16 protein-coding genes and 4 pseudogenes are annotated in these 26,781 nt (G+C 46.9%); 5 read left to right on the top strand and 15 right to left on the bottom strand.

Features of this window, described 5'->3' with window-relative positions; translation table 11 throughout:
* Positions 1-268 precede the first annotated feature (268 nt).
* Complete coding sequence (locus G3578_RS00100) at positions 269-652, top strand: VOC family protein (protein WP_165207498.1); 384 nt, start codon at positions 269-271, stop codon at positions 650-652.
* A gap of 181 nt (positions 653-833) precedes the next feature.
* Here G3578_RS00100 and G3578_RS00095 read toward each other — a convergent pair whose 3' ends face one another.
* The 7 genes from G3578_RS00095 to G3578_RS00065 all read right to left on the bottom strand — a co-directional run bounded on the left by G3578_RS00095 (position 834) and on the right by G3578_RS00065 (position 8,611).
* Complete coding sequence (locus tag G3578_RS00095; RefSeq protein WP_165207496.1) at positions 834-1,640, bottom strand: VOC family protein; 807 nt, start codon at positions 1,638-1,640, stop codon at positions 834-836.
* Between the two features lie 155 nt (positions 1,641-1,795).
* Positions 1,796-2,923, bottom strand: a complete 1,128-nt coding sequence (locus G3578_RS00090) for a glycerate kinase (RefSeq protein ID WP_165207494.1) — start codon at positions 2,921-2,923, stop codon at positions 1,796-1,798.
* A 24-nt stretch (positions 2,924-2,947) separates the two neighbouring features.
* On the bottom strand, positions 2,948-3,769 hold the full coding sequence (locus tag G3578_RS00085) for a sugar phosphate isomerase/epimerase family protein (protein WP_165207492.1): 822 nt from the start codon (positions 3,767-3,769) through the stop codon (positions 2,948-2,950).
* Between the two features lie 10 nt (positions 3,770-3,779).
* Positions 3,780-4,943, bottom strand: a complete 1,164-nt coding sequence (locus G3578_RS00080; RefSeq protein ID WP_165207490.1) for a dihydrodipicolinate synthase family protein — start codon at positions 4,941-4,943, stop codon at positions 3,780-3,782.
* A gap of 11 nt (positions 4,944-4,954) precedes the next feature.
* Entirely contained in the window at positions 4,955-6,106 is a 1,152-nt protein-coding gene (locus G3578_RS00075; protein WP_165207488.1) for a Gfo/Idh/MocA family protein, read from the bottom strand.
* 191 nt (positions 6,107-6,297) lie between these two features.
* Positions 6,298-7,674 carry an MFS transporter gene (locus tag G3578_RS00070; protein WP_165207486.1) on the bottom strand — a complete coding sequence of 459 codons (1,377 nt, stop codon included), beginning with the start codon at positions 7,672-7,674 and terminating at the stop codon, positions 6,298-6,300.
* A gap of 115 nt (positions 7,675-7,789) precedes the next feature.
* Positions 7,790-8,611: an AraC family transcriptional regulator gene (locus G3578_RS00065; RefSeq protein ID WP_165207484.1), complete on the bottom strand. Its 822-nt coding sequence runs from the start codon at positions 8,609-8,611 to the stop codon at positions 7,790-7,792.
* Positions 8,612-9,043: 432 nt separating this feature from the next.
* On the opposite strand from G3578_RS00065, the gene G3578_RS00060 reads away from it, so the two are divergent.
* Together G3578_RS00060 and G3578_RS00055 are read left to right on the top strand one after the other, a co-directional pair.
* Positions 9,044-9,805 (top strand): hypothetical protein, encoded by a 762-nt coding sequence (locus tag G3578_RS00060; protein WP_165207482.1) that lies wholly within the window; start codon positions 9,044-9,046, stop codon positions 9,803-9,805.
* A gap of 288 nt (positions 9,806-10,093) precedes the next feature.
* Positions 10,094-10,912 (top strand): annotated as a pseudogene (locus G3578_RS00055) (transposase family protein); the annotation flags it as partial.
* 124 nt (positions 10,913-11,036) lie between these two features.
* On the opposite strand, the gene G3578_RS00050 reads toward G3578_RS00055, so the two are convergent.
* The 5 genes from G3578_RS00050 to hsdR all read right to left on the bottom strand — a co-directional run bounded on the left by G3578_RS00050 (position 11,037) and on the right by hsdR (position 19,203).
* On the bottom strand, positions 11,037-11,285 hold the full coding sequence (locus G3578_RS00050) for a hypothetical protein (RefSeq protein ID WP_165207480.1): 249 nt from the start codon (positions 11,283-11,285) through the stop codon (positions 11,037-11,039).
* A gap of 127 nt (positions 11,286-11,412) precedes the next feature.
* Positions 11,413-12,462: a hypothetical protein gene (locus G3578_RS00045; RefSeq protein ID WP_165207479.1), complete on the bottom strand. Its 1,050-nt coding sequence runs from the start codon at positions 12,460-12,462 to the stop codon at positions 11,413-11,415.
* Positions 12,463-13,025: 563 nt separating this feature from the next.
* Entirely contained in the window at positions 13,026-14,552 is a 1,527-nt protein-coding gene (locus tag G3578_RS00040; protein WP_165207478.1) for a restriction endonuclease subunit S, read from the bottom strand.
* The gene (locus tag G3578_RS00035) at positions 14,549-15,970 is read right to left on the bottom strand and encodes a class I SAM-dependent DNA methyltransferase (protein WP_165207477.1); all 1,422 of its coding nucleotides are present in this window, start codon (positions 15,968-15,970) and stop codon (positions 14,549-14,551) included. The genes G3578_RS00040 and G3578_RS00035 overlap by 4 nt, the downstream gene beginning before the upstream one ends.
* 20 nt (positions 15,971-15,990) lie before the next feature.
* Positions 15,991-19,203, bottom strand: a complete 3,213-nt coding sequence (hsdR, locus tag G3578_RS00030) for a type I restriction-modification system endonuclease (RefSeq protein WP_165208347.1) — start codon at positions 19,201-19,203, stop codon at positions 15,991-15,993.
* 203 nt (positions 19,204-19,406) lie between these two features.
* Between hsdR and G3578_RS00025 the strand changes: the two genes are divergently transcribed.
* Positions 19,407-23,612, top strand: a complete 4,206-nt coding sequence (locus tag G3578_RS00025; protein ID WP_241254380.1) for an AAA domain-containing protein — start codon at positions 19,407-19,409, stop codon at positions 23,610-23,612.
* 83 nt (positions 23,613-23,695) lie between these two features.
* On the opposite strand, the pseudogene G3578_RS00020 reads toward G3578_RS00025, so the two are convergent.
* The 3 pseudogenes from G3578_RS00020 to istA all read right to left on the bottom strand — a co-directional run.
* Positions 23,696-24,228: pseudogene (locus G3578_RS00020) on the bottom strand (IS256 family transposase); the annotation flags it as partial.
* Between the two features lie 67 nt (positions 24,229-24,295).
* Positions 24,296-25,062 (bottom strand): annotated as a pseudogene (gene istB, locus G3578_RS00015) (IS21-like element helper ATPase IstB).
* Positions 25,059-26,281 (bottom strand): annotated as a pseudogene (gene istA, locus G3578_RS00010) (IS21 family transposase). The pseudogenes istB and istA overlap by 4 nt, the downstream one beginning before the upstream one ends.
* A 349-nt stretch (positions 26,282-26,630) precedes the next feature.
* On the opposite strand from istA, the gene G3578_RS21320 reads away from it, so the two are divergent.
* Positions 26,631-26,781, top strand: a 151-nt coding sequence (locus tag G3578_RS21320) for a transposase (RefSeq protein ID WP_165207466.1), incomplete at its 3' end; no start/stop codon positions are given.

The following is a 26,781-nucleotide window of genomic DNA, read 5'->3' as shown; positions in this document are numbered from 1 at the left end:
CCGGCTGTCCAGTCAGCTAACCGTTATTTTTATTCCTACTCAATTGGTCGGATATTAATTATCATTATATTGCCTGGCATACCGTTGTCAATCGTTTGTTTGCGCGATCAGCAGGGCGAGATTAACCTACTTGACAACCCGGAATTGATTGATTAGGATGAATCTATAAAAAATTCATATGATATGCTGATTGGACAAACCAAAAGCATCTGTATGCCCGTCAAGCTGGGACCGGATGCTTTTTCTATCTTTAAAGGAGGCATGTACAATGTCCAAAAAAAGAATCGATCATGTAGGCGTTATTGTGAAGGATCTTGAAGCCACCCTGAAGTTTTACACCGAAATTGTTGGTCTTGAACTGAAGGGAAGGTTAACGCACACCAACGGTATTTTTGAATTGGCCTTCCTCGGCTTCCACGGCGAAGACGAAACTGAAATCGAGTTGATTCAAGGCTACAACGATCAGCTTCCTGCAGAAGGAAAAGTGCATCACTTTGCCGTCAACGTTCCCGATATTGAAGCCGAATGGAATCGGTTGAAGCAACTCGAAGTAACGTTTATCGATCAGGAAATCACCACGCTCCCGAACGGATACCGTTATTTCTTCATTTATGGTCCCGAGCAGGAATGGATCGAGTTTTTCCAAAGATAGCCGCAAGCTCCCCGGGCCCAACATGCAAAAAGAAACCGCCAAAGCGTTCGTGAAAATGCTTTAAAGGAACTTCTTGAAATTCTGGACGAATCGTTAATGCCCTTCTGCTTGGAAGGGCATTAACGATCTTTCCTCATTTCCAGTTGCTCCTTTACAGGAAATTTGTTTGAATGACGAATATTTATGTGCATTGATACATGCCGCCGAAGAGATTCAACGTTTGCGAGTTTGCCGCACCTGTTAGTTGGACCAGGAAAGGTCGTTCTCCTGCGGCGTGCAACACCTGCGAAACCACCCCTTCACCGACAGGGCGGCAAAACAGCAAATCCCCTCCGCGCAGTTTAAGTATTCTGCATTCTGCATTCATAGTTGGATCGAAAAACGCCTCACCCTGTTCAAGTTCAAACAACCGACCCCATGTTTGAACCGTCCGCTCTAGATCGCGCACGGCAAACGCAACTTGATTGAGAGAAATTTGCCCCAGCCGATGTGCACGGATGACACCGCGCTGCTCCAGATCTTTTCGCCTTTCCTGATCGCTTTGTCCCCATTGGATCACAAAGGGCAGGGGAAGCTCTGAACCTTCATCCCTGATAAAAAACATGGACCAATTGATTACGGTGCCGTCATCGCGCGTTCGGCTGCCGGGAAACGGACCGGTTACGCGAAACCCAAGCACGCGTATGCGTTCAGCCGCCTCATCGATATTTCCGGTTCTGATCGCGATGCGAGCCAAGCCCTCTCTTGCCGGAAGCTCCCGTGTCGCCTGCCTGATCAAATCGTTGTCTGCCACCTGTTTGGCCAGCCCCGGGTTATCCAATCCCAAAAATTCGATGTAGCTTAAGTCGAAGTAGCAAAGGGAGTTATACGAGCCCCACTGGGTATGCCGCCCCCCTTCTACGGCATGAAGCCCGGACTCTCTCATTAACTGAGCAGCCCGTTTGGGATCGTTAACGAAATGAACCAGATGGTCAAATGCAAATTCCACCATTTCACCTCCAGTTAAAAAAGCGGGTTATGTAAAAAAATGTATAAGAAATCCTATCTAAAAAGCCGTAATTAGTCAAGTTTTGCTCCGTGAGAATTGGCATAGATATTCAATGTGCGAAAGTGGAAATCATATAGATGTTTGAACCCGTTTTTTCACTGAAATATCGTGCGGATCACCTGTTCCGCTTTTTGCTCCAATAGTTCAGCCGCTCTTACCATGGCTTCCTCGATGCTCATCGGTCCGTTTACGATGCTGTGAACGCTGGTAATGCCATACTGATAAAGGGTATCGATCCCCTTGCCGATTGAACCAGCCAGCGCGATGACGGGGATGCCCAGCCTTTTTGCTTCCTGCGCCACGCCCATCGGCGTCTTCCCGTAAGCTGTCTGGAAATCGATCCGTCCCTCTCCCGTTATGACCACGTCGGCACTTCGCAGAGCTTCTCTCAATCCCGCATACTCCATGACGACATCGATCCCCCGCTTCCTGACGGCGGGAAAAAAGGCCAGTAACGCGCCGCCAGTCCCGCCCGCTGCACCCGCACCTGGCAGATCGTGCAGGCGGATTCCCGTCTTGTCATCGACCAGGTCAGCCCAATGACGCAATCCTCTGTCCAGCAGATCCACCATTTCCGGCGTGGCCCCCTTCTGCGGCCCAAACACGCGGCTGGCTCCATTCTCTCCAACCAGAGGATTTTGCACATCGCTTGCGATGAGAAATGTGGATTCGGCGATGCGTTTATCCCAATCACTGTCATCGATGCGGGCGATCCTCAGAAGCTCCTGCCCTCCGACCCCCACACATTTTCCGGAGTCATCGAGCAGCTTCATCCCCAGTGCCTGCAGCATGCCGATACCGCCGTCATTGGTTGCACTGCCCCCGATCGCAAGAATAAATTGGCGATAGCCCTCATCCAGCGCTTTCCTGATCATCTGACCCATGCCATAGGTGGTGGTGACCAACGGATTTCTCCGCTCTTCAGGTACCAGGTACATGCCTGCGGCTGACGCCATTTCGATCACACAGGTTCTTCCGTCGCCCAGTACACCATACGCGGCGTTGACAGGGGTGTGCAACGGCCCCATTACCTTCACTGGTACCTTTTTCCCCTGTGTTGCAGCTACCAGACTCTCCATCGTCCCCTCTCCCCCGTCGGCGACAGGAACCAATACCGTCTCGGCCTGAGGCAGATAGTTTCGTATCCCCTTTTCAATGGCAAGAGCCGCCTCTGTTGCCGACACGCTGCCTTTGAAGGAATCGGGAGCAATGACGATCTTCACGTTGGCCACCCCCTTTCCTATTTCTTACACATGCTGCAGATAACGTTCTTTCATCATGGCGAGAACCTCGTCACCAGGCTGCTCCCAGATCGCCCGATTAAAGATCTCCACCTCGATCGGGCCCGCATAGCCGGCAGCTTCAACCGCCTGACGGATGCGGCGTATTTCAATGACCCCATCTCCCATCATTCCCCTCGCCATCAGCAGATCCGGGGTTGGGACAATCCAGTCCGAGACGTGAAATCCCAGGATACGACCGCTCGCACGGGTGATCTGGTTATACAGATCCGGATCCCACCACACATGGAAGACATCCACGATAACCCCAACATCCGACGGGCTGTATCGCTCGGCCAGATCAATTGCTTGGGCCAGGGTCACAACAACCGACCGTTCCGCAGCGTACATCGGATGGAGCGGCTCGATCCCCAACCGGACACCACACGATTTTGCGTATGGCACCAGCTGTTCGATTCCTTCCTCCACCCATTTCCGGGCACTCTCGATATCCTTGTCCGGGGCAGGCCCACATACGAGGACAAGAACCTCAGCTTCCAATTCCGCCGCTTCATCCACCGCACGGCGATTATCGTCCAATTTTTTTTGGCGTTCGGACACACTTCCAGCCGGAAACATTCCTCCCCGGCAGACACTCGAGACACGAAGCCCTGCCTCGCGCACCAGCTTTTTGCTCTCTGCCAGCCCCGTCTCGGCGATCTTATGCCGCCATAGACTGATCCAGGGAATCTCTGCCCGGACGCATCCTTTCACCGCTTCGGGCAGGCTCCAATTCTCAGTCGTGATCTGATTTAAGCTCAGGCGCTCAATCGTTTGCAGCTTTTCCATACGATCCCTCCTACCTGATGCCTGCGAGCGCAAGTACGAGGCGCATGCGCTCGCTTGCCAGTTCGGGATCACGCAGCAGCCCGGCCTGGTCGGCAAGGACAAAGATTTCGGATAGATGAACAACGGAACGTGCTCCTTCCGCCCCGCCGATCATGCGAAAATGAGACTGGTGGCCGTTCAGATACGCCAGAAATACGATCCCTGTCTTATAGGCATAGGTCGGCTTCTGGAAAATGTGCCTGGATAACGGTACGGTGCTCTCCATAATCGCATCGTACCGGTTTGTATCCCCCTCATCCAAGGCATGGAGCGCAGCGGCAGCGGCGGGGGCGATCGCGTCAAAGATACCGAGCAGCGCGTGGCTGTATCCATGCTCATCGCCGCGTATCAAGGCTGGATAGTGAAAGTCATCCCCGGTGTACATCTTGACGTTCTCAGGCAGAAGACGCCTCATCGTAATCTCTTTTTCTGCGTCCAACAGCGAGATTTTGATGCCATCCACTTTGTCGCGGTGGGTACGAATGATCCGCAGACAAACCGTCATCGCAGCATCGACATCCTCATATCCCCAGTACCCTTTCAGCGCAGGGTCGAACATGTCGCCCAACCAGTGCAGGATCACCGGGCGGGATACCTGACGCAGGATTTTACCATATACTCGTTCGTAATCATCCGGTCGTCTCGCACATGCTGCCAAAGCCCGGCTTGCCATCAGGATGATTTGACCGCCCTTCGCCTCTATGAAGGAACACTGCTCCTCATAGGCAGCTTCCACATCGTCCAATGTCACCTGTGCTCCCGGTGTCAACTGATCCGTGCCCGCCCCGCAAGCGATATGACCTCCGACAGCTCGAGCTTCCTCGATGGAGTGACTGATCAATTCCTTCGCGTGCTGCCACGTAAGCCCCATCCCGCGCTGGGCCGTATCCATCGCCTCCGCTACCGAAAACCCAAGCGACCACAGATAATGACGATACTGCATGGTCGCGTTCCAATCAATCCGGGACTGGTGAAGCGGGTCGGTGTCCGCCAAGGGATCGCATACTACGTGGGCCGCTGCAAAAGCTGTTCGGCTGCGCGGTTTCCCTGACGGAACATCATAGGATGGACCATTTCCAGGAACATAGGTGAATAGCGAGCCATCCTTACGTGGTAATGTCAATTCTCGAGACATGCCTCTCCCCCCTATACTTCCAGCCTGGGTACATCAACCCAGCGGCGCTCACGCCAGGATAAAAGCCCCAACTCAGCCAATTGGGTACCCTTGGCGCCCTCCAGCAGATCCCAGGGGAACGGTGTATCCGCTGCCACATGCTTGAGAAACATCTCCCACTGAATCTTGAACGCATTGTCGAAGACCTGATTGTCCGGCACCTGCTGCCACTGCTCGAAGAAGTTGAACGGGTTCGGTATGTCCGGGTTCCATACTGGTTTGGGCGTGTTCACCCGATGCTGAACCTTGCAATCACGAAGTCCCGCTACGGCGCTTCCCTCAGTTCCATCTACCTGTATCGTCAGCAGATCTTCCCTGTTGACCCGTACGGCCCAGGAAGAGTTGACATGCACGATGATTCCTCCCTCCAGCTCAAACGTGGCATATGCCGCATCCTCCGCTGTGCATGCATACGGTTCTCCCTTTTCGTCCACGCGCTGGGGAATGTGGGTGACACCGAGACAAGAGAGGGCGCGAACCTCTCCGAACAGATTGTCCAACACATATCTCCAGTGGGGGAACATATCCAAGATAATGCCGCCGCCATCTTCCGCCCGATAATTCCAGGAAGGCCGCTGGCCGGGCTGCCAATCCCCTTCAAACACCCAATAGCCAAACTGCATGTTGACGGACAAGATACGCCCAAAGAAGCCGGAATCCACAAGCCGCTTCAACTTCAGGAGCCCGGGCAGGAACAGCTTATCCTGCACGACACCGTTTTTGACACCCGCTTCACGAGCCATTCGGGCCAGCTCGAGAGAATCTTCCAGATTGGATGCGGTCGGCTTTTCACAGTATATGTGTTTTCCTGCTGCGATTGCTTTGCGAATGCCTTCTGCCCGACGGTCCGTCGTCTGCGAGTCAAAATAGATGACGTTGTACGGGTCTGCCAAACACTCCTCCAGATTGGTGCTGTAGCGCGTAAGGTTGTGCGCCTCCGCTAATGCCTGCAGCTTGTTTTCGTTTCTTCCGACCAGAATCGGGTCTGGCATGATCACATCCCCGTTCGGCAGAGAAACGCCTCCTTGATTCCGGATCGCAACGATCGAGCGGATCAGATGCTGATTGGTGCCCATCCGACCGGTTACGCCATTCATGATAATGCCCAACTTGTGCAATGCCATATGATTTCTCCTTCCATGAGGGAATATATATGATCAAACTGTACAAAATTTCAAAATTTGCGTCTTACGAAACATGGAAGTGCATTCCGAAAATCGGAAGTCTTCTTTTGAGTTCGACAAGACGGCGAAAAAAGAGAGGCTGATCTGCTTCGCCTGCCTCTCTTTCCTGCCTGCTATTGGTACAGATGTTCTTACGGCGATATCTCTTCCAGCCGCTGTTCCTTGGTCTCAATCCCAAACAGCCAGAATAGAATCCCCCCGATCAGGGCGACGATACCGAAACCCAGAAAAACATAAGGGATCGAGGAGTCCGATAAAATATACCCCACAAACGTCGGCCCGATGATGGACGCCAGTCGGAGCCAGGCAGTTGCGATACTGGTTCCCAACGCCCGCATCCGTGTCGGGTAAATCTCCGGCGTATAAAGGTAGAGCGCCATCGCGACGATCTGCACCCAAGCATAACCCAATGATGCCCACAGCAGCACCTGTCCTGCAGATGTTGCCCCCAAGAGCCACAGAACCAGGAAGCAAACGGCCCCAAACACCATCGAACCGGCCAGCCACAATTTCCGACCGACCTGATCTATCGTGATCGCACAAATGAATGCGCTTACAACTCCGGCTAAAATCAAGATGAGACCATACAGCAAGGATTGTTCCACCGACAGATTGAAAACCGTCTTGAAGATGGAGGGTACCCAAGTTGACACTCCATAAAAGGCAAGATAAGCGGTAAACCAGATGGACCATACGACCAATGTCCGTTTCCGGTAGATGCCCTGGAACAGTTCGCTTACACGCGTTGCCTGCTGATGTTCCCTGATCGGTACGATGTGCGGCTCGGGCAGTTCCTTTCCGGTCCGCGCGCGGATCTGGTTCTCAATATAGGCCATGGCTTCCTCGGCTTCCTTCTCTCTCCCTGCTTCCGCCAGCCACCTCGGCGATTCGGGCAGCGTCCGCCTCATATACAGCACCAACAAGGCAGGGAGCCCACCGATGATGAAAATCCATTGCCAGCCGAAAACCGGAACGATAAAATAACTCAGGATCGCTACCGCCAACAGTCCAAATGAGAAGATCAGTTCATACAAGAGGACAAATTTCCCGCGCCTCTGCGCCTTCGTGATCTCGTTGATATAGGACGCAGCAATCGGAACCTCTCCTCCCAAGCCGATCCCCTGCAAAAATCGGAACAACAGCAAAGACCCGTAGCTCCATGAGGCTGCGACCAGAAAACTCATGATGGAGTAAATCAACACGGTCCATATGGTCATGCGCAGCCTGCCCACTTTTTCTGCCAGGAGCCCGCAAGTGACCGCACCGATGAGTTGACCCAGAAAACCGATCGAAATGACCATGCCGATCTGTCCGGGGCTCAGGGAGAACTCTTTGATCAAAACCGGGAGCGTATAGGCGATCGCCAGGGCATCGAACGCATCGAAAAAGGTGGCGGCCCCCACAATCATCCGTGCCTTTACCTGCCATTTGGTCAGCGGCAAACGCTCAATCCGTGCTGAAATTTCTTCCAGCTTTGTCGGGAACATCGTTTGTTTCGCAACTTCCATTCGTTCATCTCCTTCCAAACGGTAATGCTGTCATCGCATCCAAATTTTATAAAAATACCGGCAATTCTGTCTTATCAAAAGAAGAACTAAACTCGCAAAATCAGAAATAACCGCATCAAGACAGTGGATGCATCCCCCGAAATTTGTTGGGCGAAATGCCCGTCACATTTTTGAATGTGCGGTAAAAGGTAGAGATATTTTCAAACCCAACCTCAAAACAGATCGTGACGATATCCTTGTCTGTCTCCCTCAACAGCACCTTCGCCCGTTCGATTCTTACATTGTTTAAGTATTGCATCGGCGTCGTCTTGAATCGTTCTTTGAAAATCTCATTCACATAACGGACACTGATCTCAAACAGAGCAGCCAGATCCTTCGTGGTGATATCCCTGAAATAATGGGTCTCCAGATAGGAACGCATGCGCTCAGCACGAAGCGTGTTGGCATCCGTATAGGAAACGCTTGTCCTGCTTCGTTCCAGCGTAATCAATACATTCATCAAAGAGTTGAGAATCGCGTAGGTGGAAAGCGGGTCTTGATTCCGCTGCTCAAACAGCATTTTTTTCAAGTGAAGCTTGATGTCACTTGCCACAACCGGGTTTAATCCAAGCACGAATGACTCTTTTTTTAACAAGCGGAAGAAGTCTGGGGTTATCATCGAGGTTAAGGATTCTTCCCGAAAGGATAATACCAATACGGTCAACTTGGAGTGGGATTCAATCGAGTGGTTGGTGAAAGGGACAATGTAGGAGATTTGATTTTGCCCAAAATGATGGGCTTTATCGTCAAGGGTGATCGTTCCCGCGCCGTCAATGGCATAGAGGATCTGGTAGATTTTGTGGTGATGCTTCGCTACAAGTCCCCCGTTTTGATGCTTGCTTTCATAGATTAACAGGCCCGTTTCCGGCAAGCTGAAGTCACGGTAGTACACAGTCATTCACCCCATCATGTTCTACTTTTTCCCATTCTAACAAAAAAAAAGCATCTGAATGCTCTGAAGATGAGACCATATAATTGAGAGAGCCATTTCAAAAACCCGTGACATTCGTACCCATTTTCAAGGGGTGACGTGGCAACGTGTCAGAGGGTCATTTTATGCGAAAGATCCGCGACGCCACCCTTTACACACAAACTTGGACTAGATCCTCGGATAAACTTCCCACAATCCCAACAACACCGTTTCAAATCATTTGTGGCTTGTGGCATAACAAACCGCTCTGCGAGAAACGATACTTACTTTTTGCTTGCGTCTGTACAGGAGCGAACGTGTTATTTTTTTAAAGAAAAGTATTCCATATGATACAATTCCGTATGTTATGATAAACAGGAATTTTATGGGATGGGAGCTGGTGATATGGAATTGTTTCTGATGTCTGCCCTGGGGATTTCCCCCTTTCTCCTCCTTGTGGTTGGCTTTATTCCGACGAAAAAACCAAAGACGATACGCCAAAAAATGGCGCCTGGCGCGATTTCATTCGTCCTGGTTATGGCCATTACCCTTGCCCTGCAGCTCTATTATCGATATATGTATGACTTTCCCATTTTCCCGTCGGCACAGGATTCCCGTGTAAATCTATTCATCCTCTGCTTCATCGGTGTCATCCTGCTCTTTGTGGGGATAGTGACTCACTTTATCGGACGAGGTAACCCCCATTTACATAATCCAATCGTGGCAAACACGGTGCTTTTTATGATTATTTTCCTGTTCTCTCTGCTCTTTTTTTGGTTTTACCCGCTCGGACAGAAATGGGAGTATGCCCAAATACTGAATCGTGCCAAGCAGGTATTGACCAAATATGACCCACAAACGAATCAGGAGATAACCGTCCATCTCCTGTATTCCGGCCGTATCAGTTCGGGAAGAGGCTCAAGCCCGAATCCCTACCGGAATCTGTTCATGGTCAAGAATCATCTGGATCGTCCCGTTCAGGCGCAGGTGATGATTACCGCAAAAAACCAACAGAACGAGGAGATCGAGGTGCACGAATCATCCGTCATCCCGCTTCAACCGGGGGAATATCGAATGGTGATCACCGACGAGACTGATTTGAACAGAAGTGTTTGGAATCGGTGGACTTTCGAAACCTGGGACAGAATCGCGGACTATAGCTATCAATATCGTTATTGGTGATTGCGCAAGTTAACCCGGGGAGAAATGGCATGTTCAATCGTTGCGGGGCTGGATGGATGCAATTTACAAAAGAATTTTTTGACCCTAAGGCGTTTTCACCCCATTTTTTCAAACGGCCCCGAAAAATGAAATCAAAAAACCCCAGATTTCTCAAGGGTTTCTGCTTCTTATGTATGGTGGATCTGGACTGGGTTCGAACCAGCGATCCCTACCCTAACATCATTTGTACTGTTAGGCTTCTCCACGAACAACTAAACTGCTAAAGGTAAACCTAAATGAGGAGAAGCCATGAAAGCGGAGGACAAAGTTGCTTATCAGCGGTTAAGTGTGTTGGAGTTGGCGGAAGCCCTGGGAAATGTGAGCAAAGTGTTCCGGGAACGCGCGATGTCCCGTATCCAGTTTTACGAATATAAACGCCGTTTTCAAACGCACGGATTTGAGGGACTGAAAGATTCGCTGCCAATCCATAAATCCCATCCGCAACCCACTCCGAAGGAAGTGATGGACAAACTGCTGGAGATGAGTCTGAACAATCCGACATGGGGTTGGGCCCGGCTGAGTGACATGCTCAAACTGCAAGGCACCTATGTCAGTCCTCCCCCCACGATTCAGAACATCCTCCACAAACATGGCATGGGCTCTCGCTACGCACGGCTGCTGAAACTGGAAGAAAAAGTACTGCAAAACCCTGTGGAACTGACGGCGGAGCAAGCAATCCTCATCGAAAAGGCCAATCTATGTTTTCACGAACGTCATGTGGAAAGCAGCCGTCCTGGTGAATTGTTGGCTCAGGATACGTTTATTGTCGGGACCTTAAAAAGAGTGGGCAAAGTCTATCTGCAAGCGGTCGTCGATACGTACGGAAGCTATGCATTTGGGTTTCTCCATACCGAAAAACTGCCGGAATGTGCCATTGCCTTTCTCCACAACGATGTGCTTCCGTTCTATCGCAAACATGGACTTTCGGTATCGGTTTTCTTTACGGACAATGGCCGGGAGTTCTGCGGGCGAGAGACCCATCCATGTGAGCTGTACCTGGCTCTAAACGACATCGAACACCGAAAGACACGAGTAAGACGCCCACAAACAAACTGCTTCGTAGAACGACTTCCGTCCGATAAATGCGGAGCAAGCGGCCCTTATTGAAAAGGCGTATCCTGTAAAGATGCAAATTTTCAAGTTGAGTATGTTAACTTTTTCAATGACCACAATTTGAGATGCTTTTTTCCTTTTACTTACATTGCAAACACCATTCAGGGTTCCATTTTTTAACTGCTAAAGCAAGGGTATCTGTATAATAGTATGTGCCATTCTTTTTCCTATTTTTTATAACCTTCTGTATGAAGTAAGGTTTGTAAATGTTTGGGCAAGAAGTTCTGTGAATCTTATTTCCGGTTGTATCAATGATTATGATAAAACCTTCCTTAAGAGTTTTAACATGGTCAAAATCAATTTCATTTTGTAATTCCCACCATAACATTTAATTGTTCCCCCTATCCCTAATCTTCCATCTGGTATAATAAAAATCACCCCGTCTGTTAGTAAGGAGCGACAAGGCCCGATAATAAACCTTATAAGCCCATCATAAGAGACGTTAATGTTCTTAGTTAACCCCGGGAACCGTAAAGATTTTTTTCTATTTCTATATTTTCAAGCCATCGAATAAAATGCGTCCTATTCCTTTCATACCAGTCGTTACACACAAAGTACTTTTCATCATTATATGTAAAAATTTCAGACCAATACCTATAATAACCATTTACCAATCTCTGCTCATTTATTGGGACTTCTTCATTAACTTTTTTCAATAATGAATAATTAAGATCGAATGTAGACTTACAGTATTCCTTGTCACACAGCTTTTTAATTACATGAATTGGAAGAGAACCAGATTGTATTATCGTACGAAGTTGATTGCGGACGAATGTTCCTATTTTATCTTCACCAGTTACAGGGACAGTATTAATTTGTGATGCTTCACTATGAGCTGTTCTATTAGAAGTTATCGACTGATTCGAAAACATATTATACAATTGTATACTTCGCAAAAACAGTTCTGAGGTATCGGCTATTGATTTTGACAGACTAATGACTGGATTAAATATTTTTTCTTGAAATTCATCATTTGCATATACAACAAACTTAAAGTCTAAATTTAAACTCATGAAGATTTCTTTTAGCTCACTAACGCATTTCAATAATGGCTCAAATACAACTTTGTTAATCTTTGGTGAAGCAAAAATTATGTTCCCTAGTTTCATATTGAAATATCCGTGCAATATCATTGCTGTTCTTGTCATCTTCTTAAGCACACGCTCGATAGTTTCTTTAGTATTACCGTAGTTCAATCCCGCCTCGTGAAAAGCAATGTCAATTGCATAAATATTTTCTACGTATGCATTTTTAATTTTTAAACCGAGAACATCGATTTCACCTTGTTGAAGTAATTGCGTGTGAGATTTATTGTTTTTATATATGTTAAGATCGTACTTATCTTGATAAAATTTACTTGACTCATACATTATTTTTTCAATAATTTCTTCATTATGTAATTCCCATGAAGCGGTAGAGGGTTTCCAATTCAATTGGACGGATTGACATGTTTTCACGTGTCTTAACCAAGAAAGCATTAGAGATTCTCCCATCTCTATTTTCATACATCTCACCCACTTATTCTAAAACTCTTTTTTATCTTACTCCTTATTTTAACACTGACATGCGCCTTGTTTTCATATGAAAAGGGAGGTCCGATAATTACGCTTATCGGGCTTTTATTATTGAACAAATTCAATTTGTTGGTTTTCAAAGAAAACATTTGCTCAGATATCTTATCAAACCATTCCCTTCCAACGACTTGCAGGAAAGCGACAATTTCCAGCTGTTCTGATGAGGCGAGCCCCCGTGAAGGATTTTTCTATTTGGCAACATGGATTGACTTATTTTCCCGTAAAGTAATTGACGATGGGTAGCCGAAATAACGGAACAACTGGTGATCGATACTTTTTGCAGGAGGTCGGTACTTATTGCTTGCGCTGTACAGAGTAGCCATGATAATTTATTTCTACAATTCGGATGCTACGTGGAGAGCCGCCCGGGAGAAAGATCTGAATGGTTTTTGGGGGTGTTGATCCTCTCCATAACAACTTCCTTGCTGAATTTATTAATTGCGTCCAGCTATTAAAAAGGATGGGAATGCCTCTAAATGCATTCCCGTTCGTCGTCAACACAGCTGTTTTGATAATGTTTCTTTTATTATTTCAATTGCACTTTCTTCGTCGGGGTTGTTGATTCCAAGTTCACCGCGGAAGGCTCTATTTAATATGGTTTTAGGAAGTTGCTCAATAATTTGTCCTCCTAATTTACATTGATTTTCTAATTCTTCTATGCACTTGAGTTGCCTCTCTATGAGTCTAACTATTTCTTTTTGTTCTTCCAAGGGAGGAAGTGGTATAACAGTTGATGAAAGTTCCTCGGTGTTAATGTTATTAATTCCTGCAGATGACTTTGCCTTTGAAAAAAATTGTTCTTTTACTCGTGAGGTCTGTAGTAAATATAAAATGTATTTAGGTTCAACTATAACTGGACGCATTCTGATTAAGTATGATGCGAATGCAACTACTTGATTTACGTTCTCTACTATTGCTGTCTTTCCAACTAAATCTCTACTACCATTTGAACGAATAATAAGAAGATCACCATTCTTAACGGTATTATTTTCTTCAATGACTCCAGAGTTGAGATATTTTAGGTCTGTGAAATCAAGACTCATATCAGAAATATTAGGGATTCTAAGTACAGGGACTCCGTTATAGTTATACTCACTCTTTTCAGACGTACCATACTGAAAATCGTATATGACAGTTCCTAGATTAGTAAGTACCCACTCTTTTGGTATTGACCATTTGATAGTAGAGAAATCGATAGAATTGATATTTTTCGAGATTCTTGGTTTCTTCTTTTTACCCTCTTCAATTAAACACTGAAGAGAATAAATGTTTTTCTTTTCCTCGATTATTTGAAGTAGAAGCTCATTAGCGGACGTTTTTACAGAGTTTTGATTTCTCCATTCTGCCGTTAGTTGACCAAAACAACCCCGTGTGATAACAGATTGGCGAAAATCCTGAATTAAGTTAGTAACCGCTTCAATCAATCGCTTCGCCTCATTGATTTTTTCCAAAAGCGACTCTACCCGATCAACAATTCGTTTTTGTTCTGGCATAGGTGGTACGGGAAATGGAAGTCTTGAAAGTTCTTCAAGTTTTACACCTTTTACTGTAGTACCTGATGACATATTTTCAATGACATTTATATTATTTGTAAAATATGCCCACGTAAAAAAAGAGGGAATACCCAAAATAGACCGGACAATCTTTAGATCTTGGTTAATTGCTGTTTTAATTTTTGTAATAGTACTCTTTCCGGGTGAGATTCTAGTAACTAATAGAACGTCTCCCGGAATCGCCAGTGAAGAAGAACTATTTTCAAGTCCTTCCGTGGAAATACTATCCTGGGTACTATATAAATACTTATTTTTTACGTCTTTTACTGATGCCCAAGGTATTTCTCCATTCCAATACGAGCTATTAGACTTTGAAGGTGTTCCACCACCAATAAAATGGTATATGGACCCAATCCTCACCCACGTCCAATTCTCCGGCACCTCATAAGGTTGCTCTTCTTCAGGCACCAGCGCCTCTTCCAATAACTCCTCAAGGGTCTTCTTCTCTTTGATGCTTTTCTTGCTCACTGCTGACCCTCCTCGGTTGCCTTTAACTCTTTTACGACCTCATTCAGAAGAGAAATGGCTTTTTCCAGCTTTGCAATCGCTTCTTCCGCCGACTCGATAGGATCGGGGAGATTTTCATAGGAAGAAAGGGACTCATCCGCAATCAATCCCAAATCGAGATTGTCTCCTTTTGCCGCAATCTCTTCCCGGGTGAAGCGGGTCCAGCGCTCATCCTGCACCTTTGTCCGATCTTCCGCAGTATAAGCGGCCACGAATCCGTCAAAATGGGCTTCGGTCAAGGGAGTACGTTTTCCAAAGCTCGGCATGTTGGTGCGAAGATCGTAGTACCAAACCTCTTTTGTGTTTCCTTTATCGCTTGTGCCTCGAGTGAAGAAAAGGACGTTGGTCTTTACCCCTTGGGCATAGAAAATACCGGTCGGCAAGCGCAAGATGGTATGCAGGTTACACTTGTCCATCAGGTCAGCGCGAATTTTCTGCCCGTCGCCATCCTGGAACAGCACATTATCCGGCAGCACAACCGCTGCGCGGGCTTTGCCGTTTGCCTTCAAAGAGCGATAGATATGCTGCAGGAAGTTGAGCTGCTTGTTAGAGGTGGGGAACGTCAAGTCGTCCCGAGTTGGACGCTCCCCGCCTTTTTTCGTACCAAAAGGGGGATTGGTCAGGATCACATCCATATTCCCCATCTCTTTTCCGAGATTGGACAGGGAATCGCCGAGGAGAATTTCACTCTCCAAACCATGGAGCATTGCGTTCATCAGCGCCAATCGGTGTGTGTCCTGCACCAATTCACAACCGGTAAACGCTTCTTTGCGCTGAAACTCGGCTTCGCGATCACTCAGATCATAATAATCATTTGTTTTCTCCCGGACATGTCGGTCGGCGGCTATCATGAACCCAAAGGTACCCGCAGCCGGGTCATTACATCTCTCACCCGGTTGTGGGTCGATCAGCTTCACCATGACATTGATCAGCGGACGTGGAGTGAAGTACTGACCCGCGCCCGATTTCTTCTCGCTTGCGTTCTTCTCTAACAAACCCTCATATAGATCGCCGAGACCTTCTTCCCGTGCGCTGTACCAATCCAGCTCATCAATTGAGCGGATGATTTTCTCCAGGTTCTTCGGTTCGTTAATGTTCGTGTTAGCATTTGCGTAGATTTGCTTCACAAGGCCATGGCCTTCCGTTCCCAGGTCCAGCAGCAGCTTGCGATAATGGTCGTACAGTTCAATTCCATGCTTGGAAGTGAGAGAGTCCCAACGGTAGTGGTCCGGGATGCTGTCCTCTCTGTCCGTTTCCTTCAACATCTTTAAAAACAGAATATAGGTAAGCTCGGTCACGTATTGATGGTACGTGATCCCGTCATCCCGTAATACATTACACAGGTTCCACAGCTTTTGCACGATTTCTTGGGTGTTCATTTCTGGATCTTCTTCCTCTCTTAGGCGTACAGGGATTCGTTAATTTGGTCGAGTATCTTTTGGATGTTACCGTCAAAAATCTTGTTGATCAATTTGTAGCCGCCGTCACGTTTGAACGGCTCCACCTCAAAGGCTTGCCGGGCATCGGGATCAAGAACCTTTTCCTTGATCAACTGACGTTCGATCCGTTCCAGCCAGCGTTTTTGCACGGGTGTCCACTTGGCAATCTCATATACCTTTTGCATCGCTTTTTTGACACGCTCTTCGTGGCTGATCAAGGCATCGCCCAATACCCGCTGGCGGATAAAACCGATAATGTCTGCCGCAATGTCCTGGTTGGTCATTTCCCGCCATGCGGTACGCAGTCCCGCTTCCGTAAAGCCTTGGCGATCCAATTCCAGTTTTAATTCACGTAATGCCTGCCGGGTCAGTTCCTTCGGCTTCTGGCAGACGATCATCAATGCCGGAATCTTGTTCATATTCTCCCGGACAAATCTGCCGAACTCGTCCAAATAATCTTCCGGCTTCTCGGCATTCCCGTACCCTCTGGTATGATACAGGAGCTTATCCTCGTGGGTGGAGATGAACAATTTTGTTCCCTGATAGCGGTTTTCGTCCAGCAAGGTTATCAGCTTCCGCTTTTCCTTCAAGTCGTTGACCACCTCCTGCGTAGAATTCTTTCTCAACCATTCGATAAACTCTTTGATCGTCTTGCCCCCAGATAGGATGTGGAACTCTTCCTGTGCCTCTTGGGTCAACTCTCGCTTCTTCCGCTGAAGCTTCGCCACGATCATATCGATGAAATACTTCAGGGCTTCCGGGTTATCTGTCTGGTTCAGACTGTCGGCTATCTCCGTGAAGGTAATCTTCGGGTTCACCACCACGGGTTTCATCGACGATACTTTTTCCAAAGTTTCATACAATCCCACGGCATCATAGATATTAAAGTGGGTTTTACGGATCTCTTCACACAATCGGGTGGCGCGACCAATCATCTGCTCGTACAAGATACGACTCTTCACGCGCCGCAGGAACACCAGGTTGCAAATAGAAGGCACATCTACACCCGTAGTCAACAAATCAACCGTCACGACAATATTGGGCAACCGTTCATTTTTGAATGAACGGATGGCCTGCAGAGGATCTTTGATCGATCCTGTAATTTTCATCACGGCGCTGTCTTCAACCGCTCCATACAGTTCCGTTAGTTCTTCTTTTAAGATTTTGACGACCAGATCCGCATGGTCATCGGTGGCGGCAAAAATCAAGGTCTTCCGTACATCGGTTGGGTCGATGTATTTCACCAATTCCCGGAGAACGGTACGGTTAAAACTCTCCGTAATCACCATCTTGTTAAACTGGTCCACTTCAATGGAGATTTCGTCAGGAAGATTCTCCAAGGTTTCGATCTGACCTGTCGCCGTGTCATAATATTGAACGGTTTCTCCCTTTTCCCACTTGATCCCCTTTTCTTTCAAGTACGTCCCCAGTTGGTGCGGAGGCTCGTGGTCAACCAGATATCCGTCAATAACCGCTTCCCGATAGGAGTAGGTAAACACCGGTTTTCCGAAGATCTCGATGGTGTGGAGGGCCGGGGTGGCGGTTAAGCCGATCTTAACGGCATCAAAATAGTCCAGTACCGTTCGATATTTACTGATGTAGTCATTTTGATCCCGGAATTGATACTCCAGATCGCTCATTTCTTTATCCAGGGTATACCCACGATGTGCCTCATCAACGACAATACAATCGTATTGATCGACCGTCGGGATGGATGCCTCGTCATCGTTAAAAAGAATTCGCTTCACCATTCCCTGGACGGTGGCAATATGCACCTTGGTCTCCGGATTCGGAACTTTTTCGGTCAGACCTTTTAATTCGTAGATCTCGGTAAAAGTATGAAAATGTTCTAGTCTAGACTCCTTGAATGCATCCTCGGCCTGCTGGCCCAAGGCGGAACGATCTACGAGAAAAAGGATACGGTTAAAGCGGCCAGACTTGACTAGGCGGTAGATCAGACCGATCGTCGTCCGCGTCTTCCCGGTGCCCGTTGCCATTGCGATCAGGATATTGCGCTGTCCTTTTGCGAGAGCTTGTTCAACCGAGCGAATGGCTTGCAGTTGATAGTCTCGTAAATTAAGGTAGTCCAATGGTTCTGTATGGAGCTTCTGATTGGCCGCATCTTCATCCTGCTGAAGCAGCCGCCATAATCCATCGGGTGTATACCATGCCGGCAGTGCCCGTGGGTGATTGGTGGTCTTCCGCACATCAAGGAACCAGATCCCCGATTTCGTCTCGAATTGTTTTAGATAGGGGCGTCCGTTTGTCGCAAACAAAAACGGCACCTGATAATCGCCCCATCGACCGACAAATTCTTCATTTGCCTTTTGTTCCAGTTGTTTGGCATAGGTCTTTGCCTGCTCCAGATCCGAAAGGACATCTTTTCCCTTGCGTTTCGCCTCAATAATACCGACCAACTTCTGGCCAACAAACAAGGCGTAATCAGCGAACCCTTTTTTCAATGACCACTCAGCAATCGCAAGGTTACGCCCTTTCTCCGGGCGAATGCCTTTAGAATATCGGAGATGAACAGTGTCTGCTTCCCAACCGGCGGCGCGAAGCTGTTCATCGATGATTTTTCTCGTCTCCGCTTCACTCAGATTCAATTGGGATGTGGCTTTTCTCGCTTGTTTGCGGCGTTCGCGCACTTCTTCCTGGGAAACGGTCTGCTTACGGAGAATTTCTAACTCTTCTTGTAATTTTTCCAGTTTTGCTTCATATGCTTGGGTAATCTCTGTCAAGTCATGTGTGGTCGGATCGGTTTCGGCAGGCATAACGAACCCAACTGGCTCATAAGACCAGTCCCCATATGTCTGCATGAACCAGACGCCAAGTTTATGGGCAAGGGAAAGAAGCGTTACTGCTTCTTCTTTTGACTCATACCCTTCATGGGCTGCCAGGTTCCCAATCTTGCGGAGGGTGTGGAAGATGGTCAAGACTTCATCCTCCAAGACTCCTTCCTGTTTCAGCACTCGCAAGCGGGTATTCTGGTTGTGATCCTCGGGTTCTTGCATTTTTTCCGAAGCCAGTATGTATTTCGCGATTGTCTCCCCAAATATCCGTAGTTTCAACAATGTTGTGTTCGGGTCATGATGTAAGTTTCTTTCGGCCAGTTCTCCTAATGAAGCCAGGATAGGCCAATGGGAGGATAGAAAAGAAAAATTACTTGCCACCATGGGAACACATCCTAACTGTTAATGCAATTTGAAAGCTATTTTTTATTATAAAAGAAAAAAGGGAAAAGATGAATGAAATAGCCTATAAATGAATAGACGTTGCATGAAGGTCTTTTGTCAAAAAACGTCGGTCATTAGGCAAAAATTACTATTTGTATGATATTATTTATAGATAGCACAAATGAAGAGGTGTCTGTAACATGAAGGAAGTCGAGATGAAAGAGTTACTGATCCGATACCGCGACCGACTTACTGATATAACTGCCAGGAACAAAAGTCTGCGGCTATTGCGGCTGACCAACAAAAATCACTTTGACTTACAATCATTGCAATCGATTGACGATGAAGCCCCTTCCAGAGTGTTGCGTGAAATTTTCTCTGTCAAACCGACTGTAGCTCTTCTCCCTTGCAATACCTTTGATGAAGAGGGAGTCCTGCTCAACCGGAGACTCACTCAACTAAAACGTGAAATTGATTTGATAGAACAAGAAACCGGAATGAATACCTTTCATATAGCATTCGGTTTTTTGGAAGGATTTCTGGTCGAGGATTTATTTCTTAGATGTCCCCTGTTATTTTTCCCAGCTCGCCTGAGCAAAACGAATATCAATAAAAATCCCTATTGGGTTCTGGAACTAGAAGAAGAAACGCAACCTTTTATCAACCGTACCTTTTCACTTGCGGCTAATAAATATCTCGGGATTCAGATTGGTAATGAAATAGATGATGAGTTTAACGAATTAACGCCCGAAAACGCGCTGTTGAAACTTCAGAGCCTTTTAAAGCGCTATAACTTACAGGTACAAATCGATCATGATGACCGAACGCTTCTACCATTCCCTTCATTAAAAAGGGAGGATATCCCCAAGGAAAAAGGATATATTCTAAAACCCTATTGTGTGATAGGAAAGTTTCAACAGTCTAGCTCCACCCTGCTAAAAGATTATGAACTCTTGCTTGACAATCCACCGACAGAGGGACTTCTGTACGATCTGTTTCACTCAAAAGAGGAATCCGACGAGACAGAAATAAAAACAGATGTTCTAAACGATGTTGAAGAAGCTGAAACATTTTTCGTGTTAGACACAGATGCTAGCCAGGAAGCGGCAGTCATCGCATCACGGAATTCGAAAGGTCTAATCGTTCACGGTCCCCCCGGAACCGGAAAATCCCAAGTTATCGTCAATTTGATTGCAGACCGCTTAGCCCGAAACGAAAAGGTCCTTCTCGTATGTCAAAAGCCAGTTGCCCTTGACGTTGTCTACAATCGATTAAGTTCGATCCAACTACATAAACATGTCGCCCTTGTTCACGATTTCAATACCAGTAAATCAAGTGTCTATCAAAAAATTGCATCTGTTCTCGAACGTCAAGGGAATCGGATAGCGGGTGATCATGTTAAGTTATCCCAAGAAATGCAGGCGCTTGCCCAAAAACTGAATCAGATTGCCGAGTCGCTTCACAAACCAAGACCGTTTGGAAAAACTCTTTATTACTTATATACCCATGCGAAATGGGATCCTGAATTATTGATATCAGTTGAAGACTTACTTAACGAAGTAACCTTTGAGGCTCTGCAATCCCATCTAATTGATCTGCGTAATGTAATCGAGCTGATGCAAAAATATGATCATTGGGACTACCCTTGGTCGAGACGGAAAAGTTTTAGCACGTTCCATGTTCATCATCATTTGGAATTGCAGACGCTCCTACAGAGTATTGTTACGGATGTAAAAACGGGGTATCAAATCCGAAACCAACAAGACTTGATGTATTCTCCAGAAGTCTTCGTTCGTAACAAGGAGAGTGTATTCGGACTTGAAGAAGCACTCCGCATCTTACAAAATCGAAATATCTATAAGCATATTTTACTGTTCTACAGAGACGAGAACCGGGAACTAGAAAATGAAGAGCACCTGGATCACGTAAAGCAAACATACGGTTACATCAAGAGAGAAATTGACATGCTCTCGGGTAAATTAGAACCCGTCACTCATCTAACCTTTGAAGAGGCTCAGAATTGGTCTAGCAAGATCAAGCAATTCTTGGATCTGAATCAGAAGTTTTCCAAGTTCATAAATGCGAATTGGTATACCCTGCGTAAGGAATTGCAGGCACATTGCCAAACCCACAAAGTCTCTTTCGATGGAACATCGATTCGGCAGTATCTTGAAAGAATCGATTCATTTATTGCCTTTGAAAAATTACGAGACCGAGTAGCGAAGGTCCACTTTTTCTCGGATGTTCCCGTTACAAACGATTTCTCTCAGTGGGAAAAGTGGATCAACCAGAAAAACCGTGCCATTGAGTTTCTTGAATTGTTTGTCGTTGCGCAAACCACATTTCCTGCTTGGTTACAGGCACCTCAAGCCGAAGAGGATCTTTCCAAGCTTCTGGAAAAGCACACAGAAAACCAGATATCTGCGATTAAATGCATCATCGGTATCACGGAACGCTTACGGGAAAGTATGACTCGGTTGTCCACTTTCATCAGCGATGACCAAGTAAATGAATGGACCGATCAACTTCATAACGGGATATATGATGTGCCAAAGTTTGAAGCCTTGCAAGAAACGATTGAGCACTTTGACAGCTTGTGTCGCCTGGATCAAATGAAAGATGCGATGGGAGATTTACAGAGAAAACTCATTACTCGTTGCTTGGAAAAGGCTCCTATCGAGAAAACGAAAAACTTGGTTGATCACTGGACCATGTTGATTGAGAACAGTTTCTTGCATGCGTGGATTCTACATGTCGAGAAGGAAGAGCCGCATATTCAGGAAGTTTCTACAGAAATTTTCCAGAACAACGTAAGTCGCTATAAAACATTGCATAAATTAAAGCGCGAAGCAGTGCCCGGATTGATTGATGGACTTTTGGCTGACCAAGCGGTGAAGGTTCCATCTCCTGTTAAACGACAATTAAAAACCGAGGCAGGCAGGAAGCGTAAACAAGCATCATTACGGCAAATTGCCGGTACTTTTACAGAAGACCTTCTGAATTTAATCCCTTGTTGGTTGTGTACACCGGAGGCTGTTAGTGCCATTTTCCCTGGGGCAGAAGGATTGTTTGATTTGGTTATCTTTGATGAGGCTTCACAATGTCCAGTTGAAAATGCCATTCCCGCGATTTTCCGTGCCAAGCAAGTGGTTGTAGCCGGAGACGAGAAACAGTTGCCGCCAGCATCGTTCTTCCAAAAGGTCATGGATGATGGAGATAGTGTGGATGACGAGGACGAAGAAAACGACGTACTCTACAAAGATCAAACCAATGTTGTCGCGAAGAGTCTGTTAGAATGGTGCAAGCCAAGGTTCCCTGACATTTGGTTGACAGGCCATTATCGCTCAAAACACGAAGAGTTAATCAACTTCTCAAACTACGCATTCTATGGGAAAAGGATGCAGATCGCACCTCGTGTCATTCATGATCATTCAGCCAAACCCTTTGAATTTGTTCAAGTGAACGGTCAATGGATCAATAATCAGAACCGCATTGAGGCAGAGAAAATTGTTGACCTTGTATACGATATTTTAAAACACGACCAAACACATCCCACTCTCGGGATTATTACCTTCAACTCTGCTCAAGCTGAGCTGATCAATGACGTTTTTGAGCAAAGAGCACAGCAAAATCCTGAGTTGCAATTGCTCTGGGAACAAGCAAAGCAACGAAAGAACGGAGAAGAAAACGTTGGCCTGTTTGTGAAAAATATTGAGAACGTACAGGGGGATGAGCGAGATATTATCTTGTTCTCTGTCGCTTATGCCAAGGATCAAGAGGGAAAAATGGTGAGTCAATTTGGTCCTTTGGGCGGCGACGCTGGAGAAAATCGTCTTAATGTAGCGATTACTCGTGCCAAACAAAAAGTATTTGTCGTTTGTTCGTTTGACCCTGCAGAATGGACCCGAGTGGAAACTTATAAAAGCCGAGGCGTTCGCTTGCTGAAGCGGTATCTGGAATACGCAAAGGCTATTTCAGAAGGGAACCATGACTATATGGTCAGCATTTTGAACGGCCTTTTGGAAGGAACTTCTGTTAACCCTGAACTGGATAATCAGATCATCTATGACAGCATTTTTGAGCAGCAGGTTCGCGAAGAGCTGGTGAAGCGTGGCTTTACTGTTCATACGCAGGTTGGGTTCTCAGGTTATCGAATCGATCTAGGTGTGATCCATCCCGATTGGCCCGATCAGTACATCTTGGGTATCGAGTGCGATGGAGCCATGTACCACTCCTCGAAAGTTGCTCGGGAACGGGATATTTATCGACAGCGCTTCCTGGAGAGCAACGGATGGAAGATTCACCGGATATGGAGCAGGAATTGGTGGAAGGCAAGAGATAAAGAGATCGAGAAAATTGTCAATAGAGTTGAAGCTCTCCGAGCATTTAGAGTGGGTATTCAATAATTTCAGTATCACCTCTCACCCTCTAAACTATGTATATTAGAGGTTGAGAGAATTTTTTATGTCAATGATTACTTTGCCGATTAATTTTCCCCAATCCAGATGCCAAGCACATCTTTGTGGCCTTCCAAGTCAATGCCAATGGCCATGTAGGCGGCTTTGTTGACGATAGCGCTGACTTGTTTCACCTTGAAGTGAATGGCACCCAGTACACGACTGGGGATACCGCCTGCAAGGGACGGTTTTGCCATTCTTTGATCAGCGGGACGATCTTGTTGATCACGTTGGAGATAAGTGTAGGAGAATCCTCAATGCCGTAGAGCTGTTGCAGGTAATCCTGGATGTCGCGGATAGAAACACCCTTGATTTGGTCTTCGATACCCGTCACGTTGCTTTGGTTCTTTTTGACGATGGTCGGCTCAAACTCACCGGCTCGGTCACGCGGAACCTGAATGTCCACGTCGCCGTACTCGGAACGTACCTCTTTCTTGCTGTAGCCGATCCGGCTGTTGGTGGTTTTCTTATTTTTCGTGTCGTGCTTGGCGTAGCCAAGAGACGTCTCCAATTCGGCTTCCAGTATCTCCTGAAGGGTATCGGCAAACAACTCCTTCAGGGCTGTCAACGCCGACTTAATTTTGACCCACCATCGCCGGTTTAGAATTGACCCACCCGGCGATTTTTGTTGGTTAGGTAGAAGAGGGGGAGCCGTAGGCTCCAGTCCTCATTTTTTCACGGAGTCGGTAACTGTTCCCTCTAATATTGACGATGTGGGAATGGTGTAAGAGCCGATCCAGAATAGCTGTAGCAAGTATCGGATCGCCCATCAGTTCCCCCCATTCACCGAAACTCTTGTTGCTGGTCAACAGAATGCTCCCTCTCTCGTACTTGCACTTACTACCTGGAAAAAGAGGTTGGCTGCCAAACTATCAAACGGTAGGTAACCAATTTCGTCAATAATCAGGAGTTTCGGTCGAATATAGATGCGGAGGCGTTTATCCAACCTGTTTTCCGCGTAAGCTTTTCGCAGATCCTCGATGAGTTGCGAGAGACTGACAAAGTAAACGGATATGCCTTGCGAGATGGCTTTTACAGCCAACGCCACCGACAAATGACTTTTTCCTACTCCGGGAGGCCCTAAGAACAAAACATTCTCGTGTCGGGTTACGAAAGTCATCGTGGCCAACTCTCGAATCATCCGTTCGTCAATGCTGGGTTGGAAAGTAAAATCGAACTCCTCCAGTGTTTTTCGGTAAGGCAAGTGTGCGAGTTTGGTACGTACCTCCATATTCCGTTTCTGGCGTTCCGCTATCTCTGCATCAAGGAGCATGTTGAGAAAGGACAGATAGGTGGGCTGTCCATGACTTGCCGTTTCCAAATGAGCATCCAAGAGGAGAGCTGCTTGTTGAAGCCCAAGTTCCTCGAGACGTAGCCGTGCCTGTTCCAGTTCGATCATGCTCCCACCCCTGTTAGCTGCTCATAGACATCCAGCGAACGCACTTCCACTTGCTGCGATGAAATCTGTTGGGCTTGCGGACGTGGATAAGCATAACCTTGAGCGGTCGTAAGACCTGCATACTGGTTTTCGCAAAAAACAGTTGCACGGGAGCGATAGACCTTTTGGTGTCGGGAAATACATGTGCCGTCGGCCCAGATTTCCACCCACCCATTCACTTCTCGCACGGTTACCTCACGTCCACTGTGCCTCCATGGAACCCCATATCGCACACCATCGTAGCTAACAAATCCATCTCGGCTGACCTGTCTGGGTTCATACAGGTATTTTTCCCACCGATCGAAAGAAGGGATAGGCGACAGATCCTCCTTACGGAGTCTGTCGGTGGGACGTTCGCCGGTTGTTCCATGAATGCGACGGTTAATCTTATCGCACCAGAAAAGGGCTTGTTGATTGAGATCCTGTAAATCAACGAAGCGTTTGCCAGGAAGAAAGTTGTATTTTACGTAATGAACGCCTCGTTCCACTTTCCCCTTTGTTTCGGGGCGGCGGACTTTACATACTTTTGGAACAAGCCCAATTGCCGCAGCAAAGTCGGCAAAAAGGGAATGCCAGCGGGGTTTTCGATCGTCTCCCATACCAAGTACGACTGTTTTCATCTGATCAGTCAGCATTACCTTTGGGATGCCCCCATAATATTCAAAAGCATGAATCAAGCAACGAAGAAAGCTGTAGATGTCACAACGTTTTGTAAACTCGATATACGTAGCACGAGAGTACCCCAATACCATGACAAATACCGGCACTTTCCGGACGTTACCGTCCTGATCTACGTATTCGCACAGTCCCCAGTCAACCTGGGCGTATTCACCAGGGTTCGTCTCGTAACGAAGAACAGCGGGAACTTGTTTGGGAGGACGAAAGGCCTTCACATAGTCTTTCAGGATGGTGCGTACACCGGTGTATCCCTTTTCTTGTAGAAGCTCGAATAAAACCTCGCAGTTATAGATACCTTCTTGAAGCCGTTCCTGCAGGAACGGTTTAAACGGATCAAGCTTGGAACCACGAGATTTACGGGTTCCCTTTTCGGGGGTGAATTGATTCCGGAGATATCGGCGAACTGTATTTCGAGAATGCCCGGTTTGACGGCAATTTCACGAATACTCTTGCCTTCTGCCCTCATGGTATGTAACGATATCACTATCCCACTCCTTAGCATGTGTCTCCCTCCGAAGTTGTCTTGGCGGACTATTTTCGAAGGGGATATATTCGCTAAGGGTGGGTCATTTTCATTCCGGCGAACCTGGGTCAATTATATCCCGGCGGTGACAAGGGCCGACTGGACGTCTTCCTCCGATTGCATGTTCTTTTCCTTGATTCACTTTTCAGTTGCTCTTTTGACATCAAGCTCATGGGCTCTCTTTCTTGAGTTCATTTTCTCTAATTAAAAGGTTAGGAGTTTACACAAAATAGTTTATAGACTCTGAATACCCTGCTTGGACTTTCATCAATCCTCTTTACACGGAGTTAAGACTAAGGATAACTTTGTGTAAAGGGGTTGTTTTTCTATGGTGCGTAAAAAGTATGACAAGGCCTTCAAGATAGCTGCCGTGATGCAGATCATGGATGAAGGAAAGAAGGTCTCCCATGTTGCGAAGGCTTTAGGCATTCTTCCTACGATGCTGAGCCGATGGGTGTATGAATATCAAACACACGGTG

Origin of the sequence: Brevibacillus sp. SYP-B805, assembly GCF_011059135.1 — a bacterium.
In the GTDB taxonomy this organism is placed as follows: Bacteria; Bacillota; Bacilli; order Brevibacillales; family Brevibacillaceae; genus Brevibacillus_F.
Note: the sequence above shows the minus strand (reverse complement) of the source record. Positions and strands in the feature narration are given on the sequence as shown.

Coding starts and splice junctions, on each gene's coding strand:
- G3578_RS00100 (WP_165207498.1), top strand. CDS start 269: ATGTCCAAAAAAAGAATCGATCATGTAGGCGTTATTGTGAAGGATCTT.
- G3578_RS00085 (WP_165207492.1), bottom strand. CDS start 3,769: ATGGAAAAGCTGCAAACGATTGAGCGCCTGAGCTTAAATCAGATCACG.
- G3578_RS00080 (WP_165207490.1), bottom strand. CDS start 4,943: ATGTCTCGAGAATTGACATTACCACGTAAGGATGGCTCGCTATTCACC.
- G3578_RS00075 (WP_165207488.1), bottom strand. CDS start 6,106: ATGGCATTGCACAAGTTGGGCATTATCATGAATGGCGTAACCGGTCGG.
- G3578_RS00070 (WP_165207486.1), bottom strand. CDS start 7,674: ATGGAAGTTGCGAAACAAACGATGTTCCCGACAAAGCTGGAAGAAATT.
- G3578_RS00065 (WP_165207484.1), bottom strand. CDS start 8,611: ATGACTGTGTACTACCGTGACTTCAGCTTGCCGGAAACGGGCCTGTTA.
- G3578_RS00060 (WP_165207482.1), top strand. CDS start 9,044: ATGTCTGCCCTGGGGATTTCCCCCTTTCTCCTCCTTGTGGTTGGCTTT.
- G3578_RS00050 (WP_165207480.1), bottom strand. CDS start 11,285: ATGTTATGGTGGGAATTACAAAATGAAATTGATTTTGACCATGTTAAA.
- G3578_RS00045 (WP_165207479.1), bottom strand. CDS start 12,462: ATGAAAATAGAGATGGGAGAATCTCTAATGCTTTCTTGGTTAAGACAC.
- G3578_RS00035 (WP_165207477.1), bottom strand. CDS start 15,970: ATGAACACCCAAGAAATCGTGCAAAAGCTGTGGAACCTGTGTAATGTA.
- G3578_RS00025 (WP_241254380.1), top strand. CDS start 19,407: ATGAAGGAAGTCGAGATGAAAGAGTTACTGATCCGATACCGCGACCGA.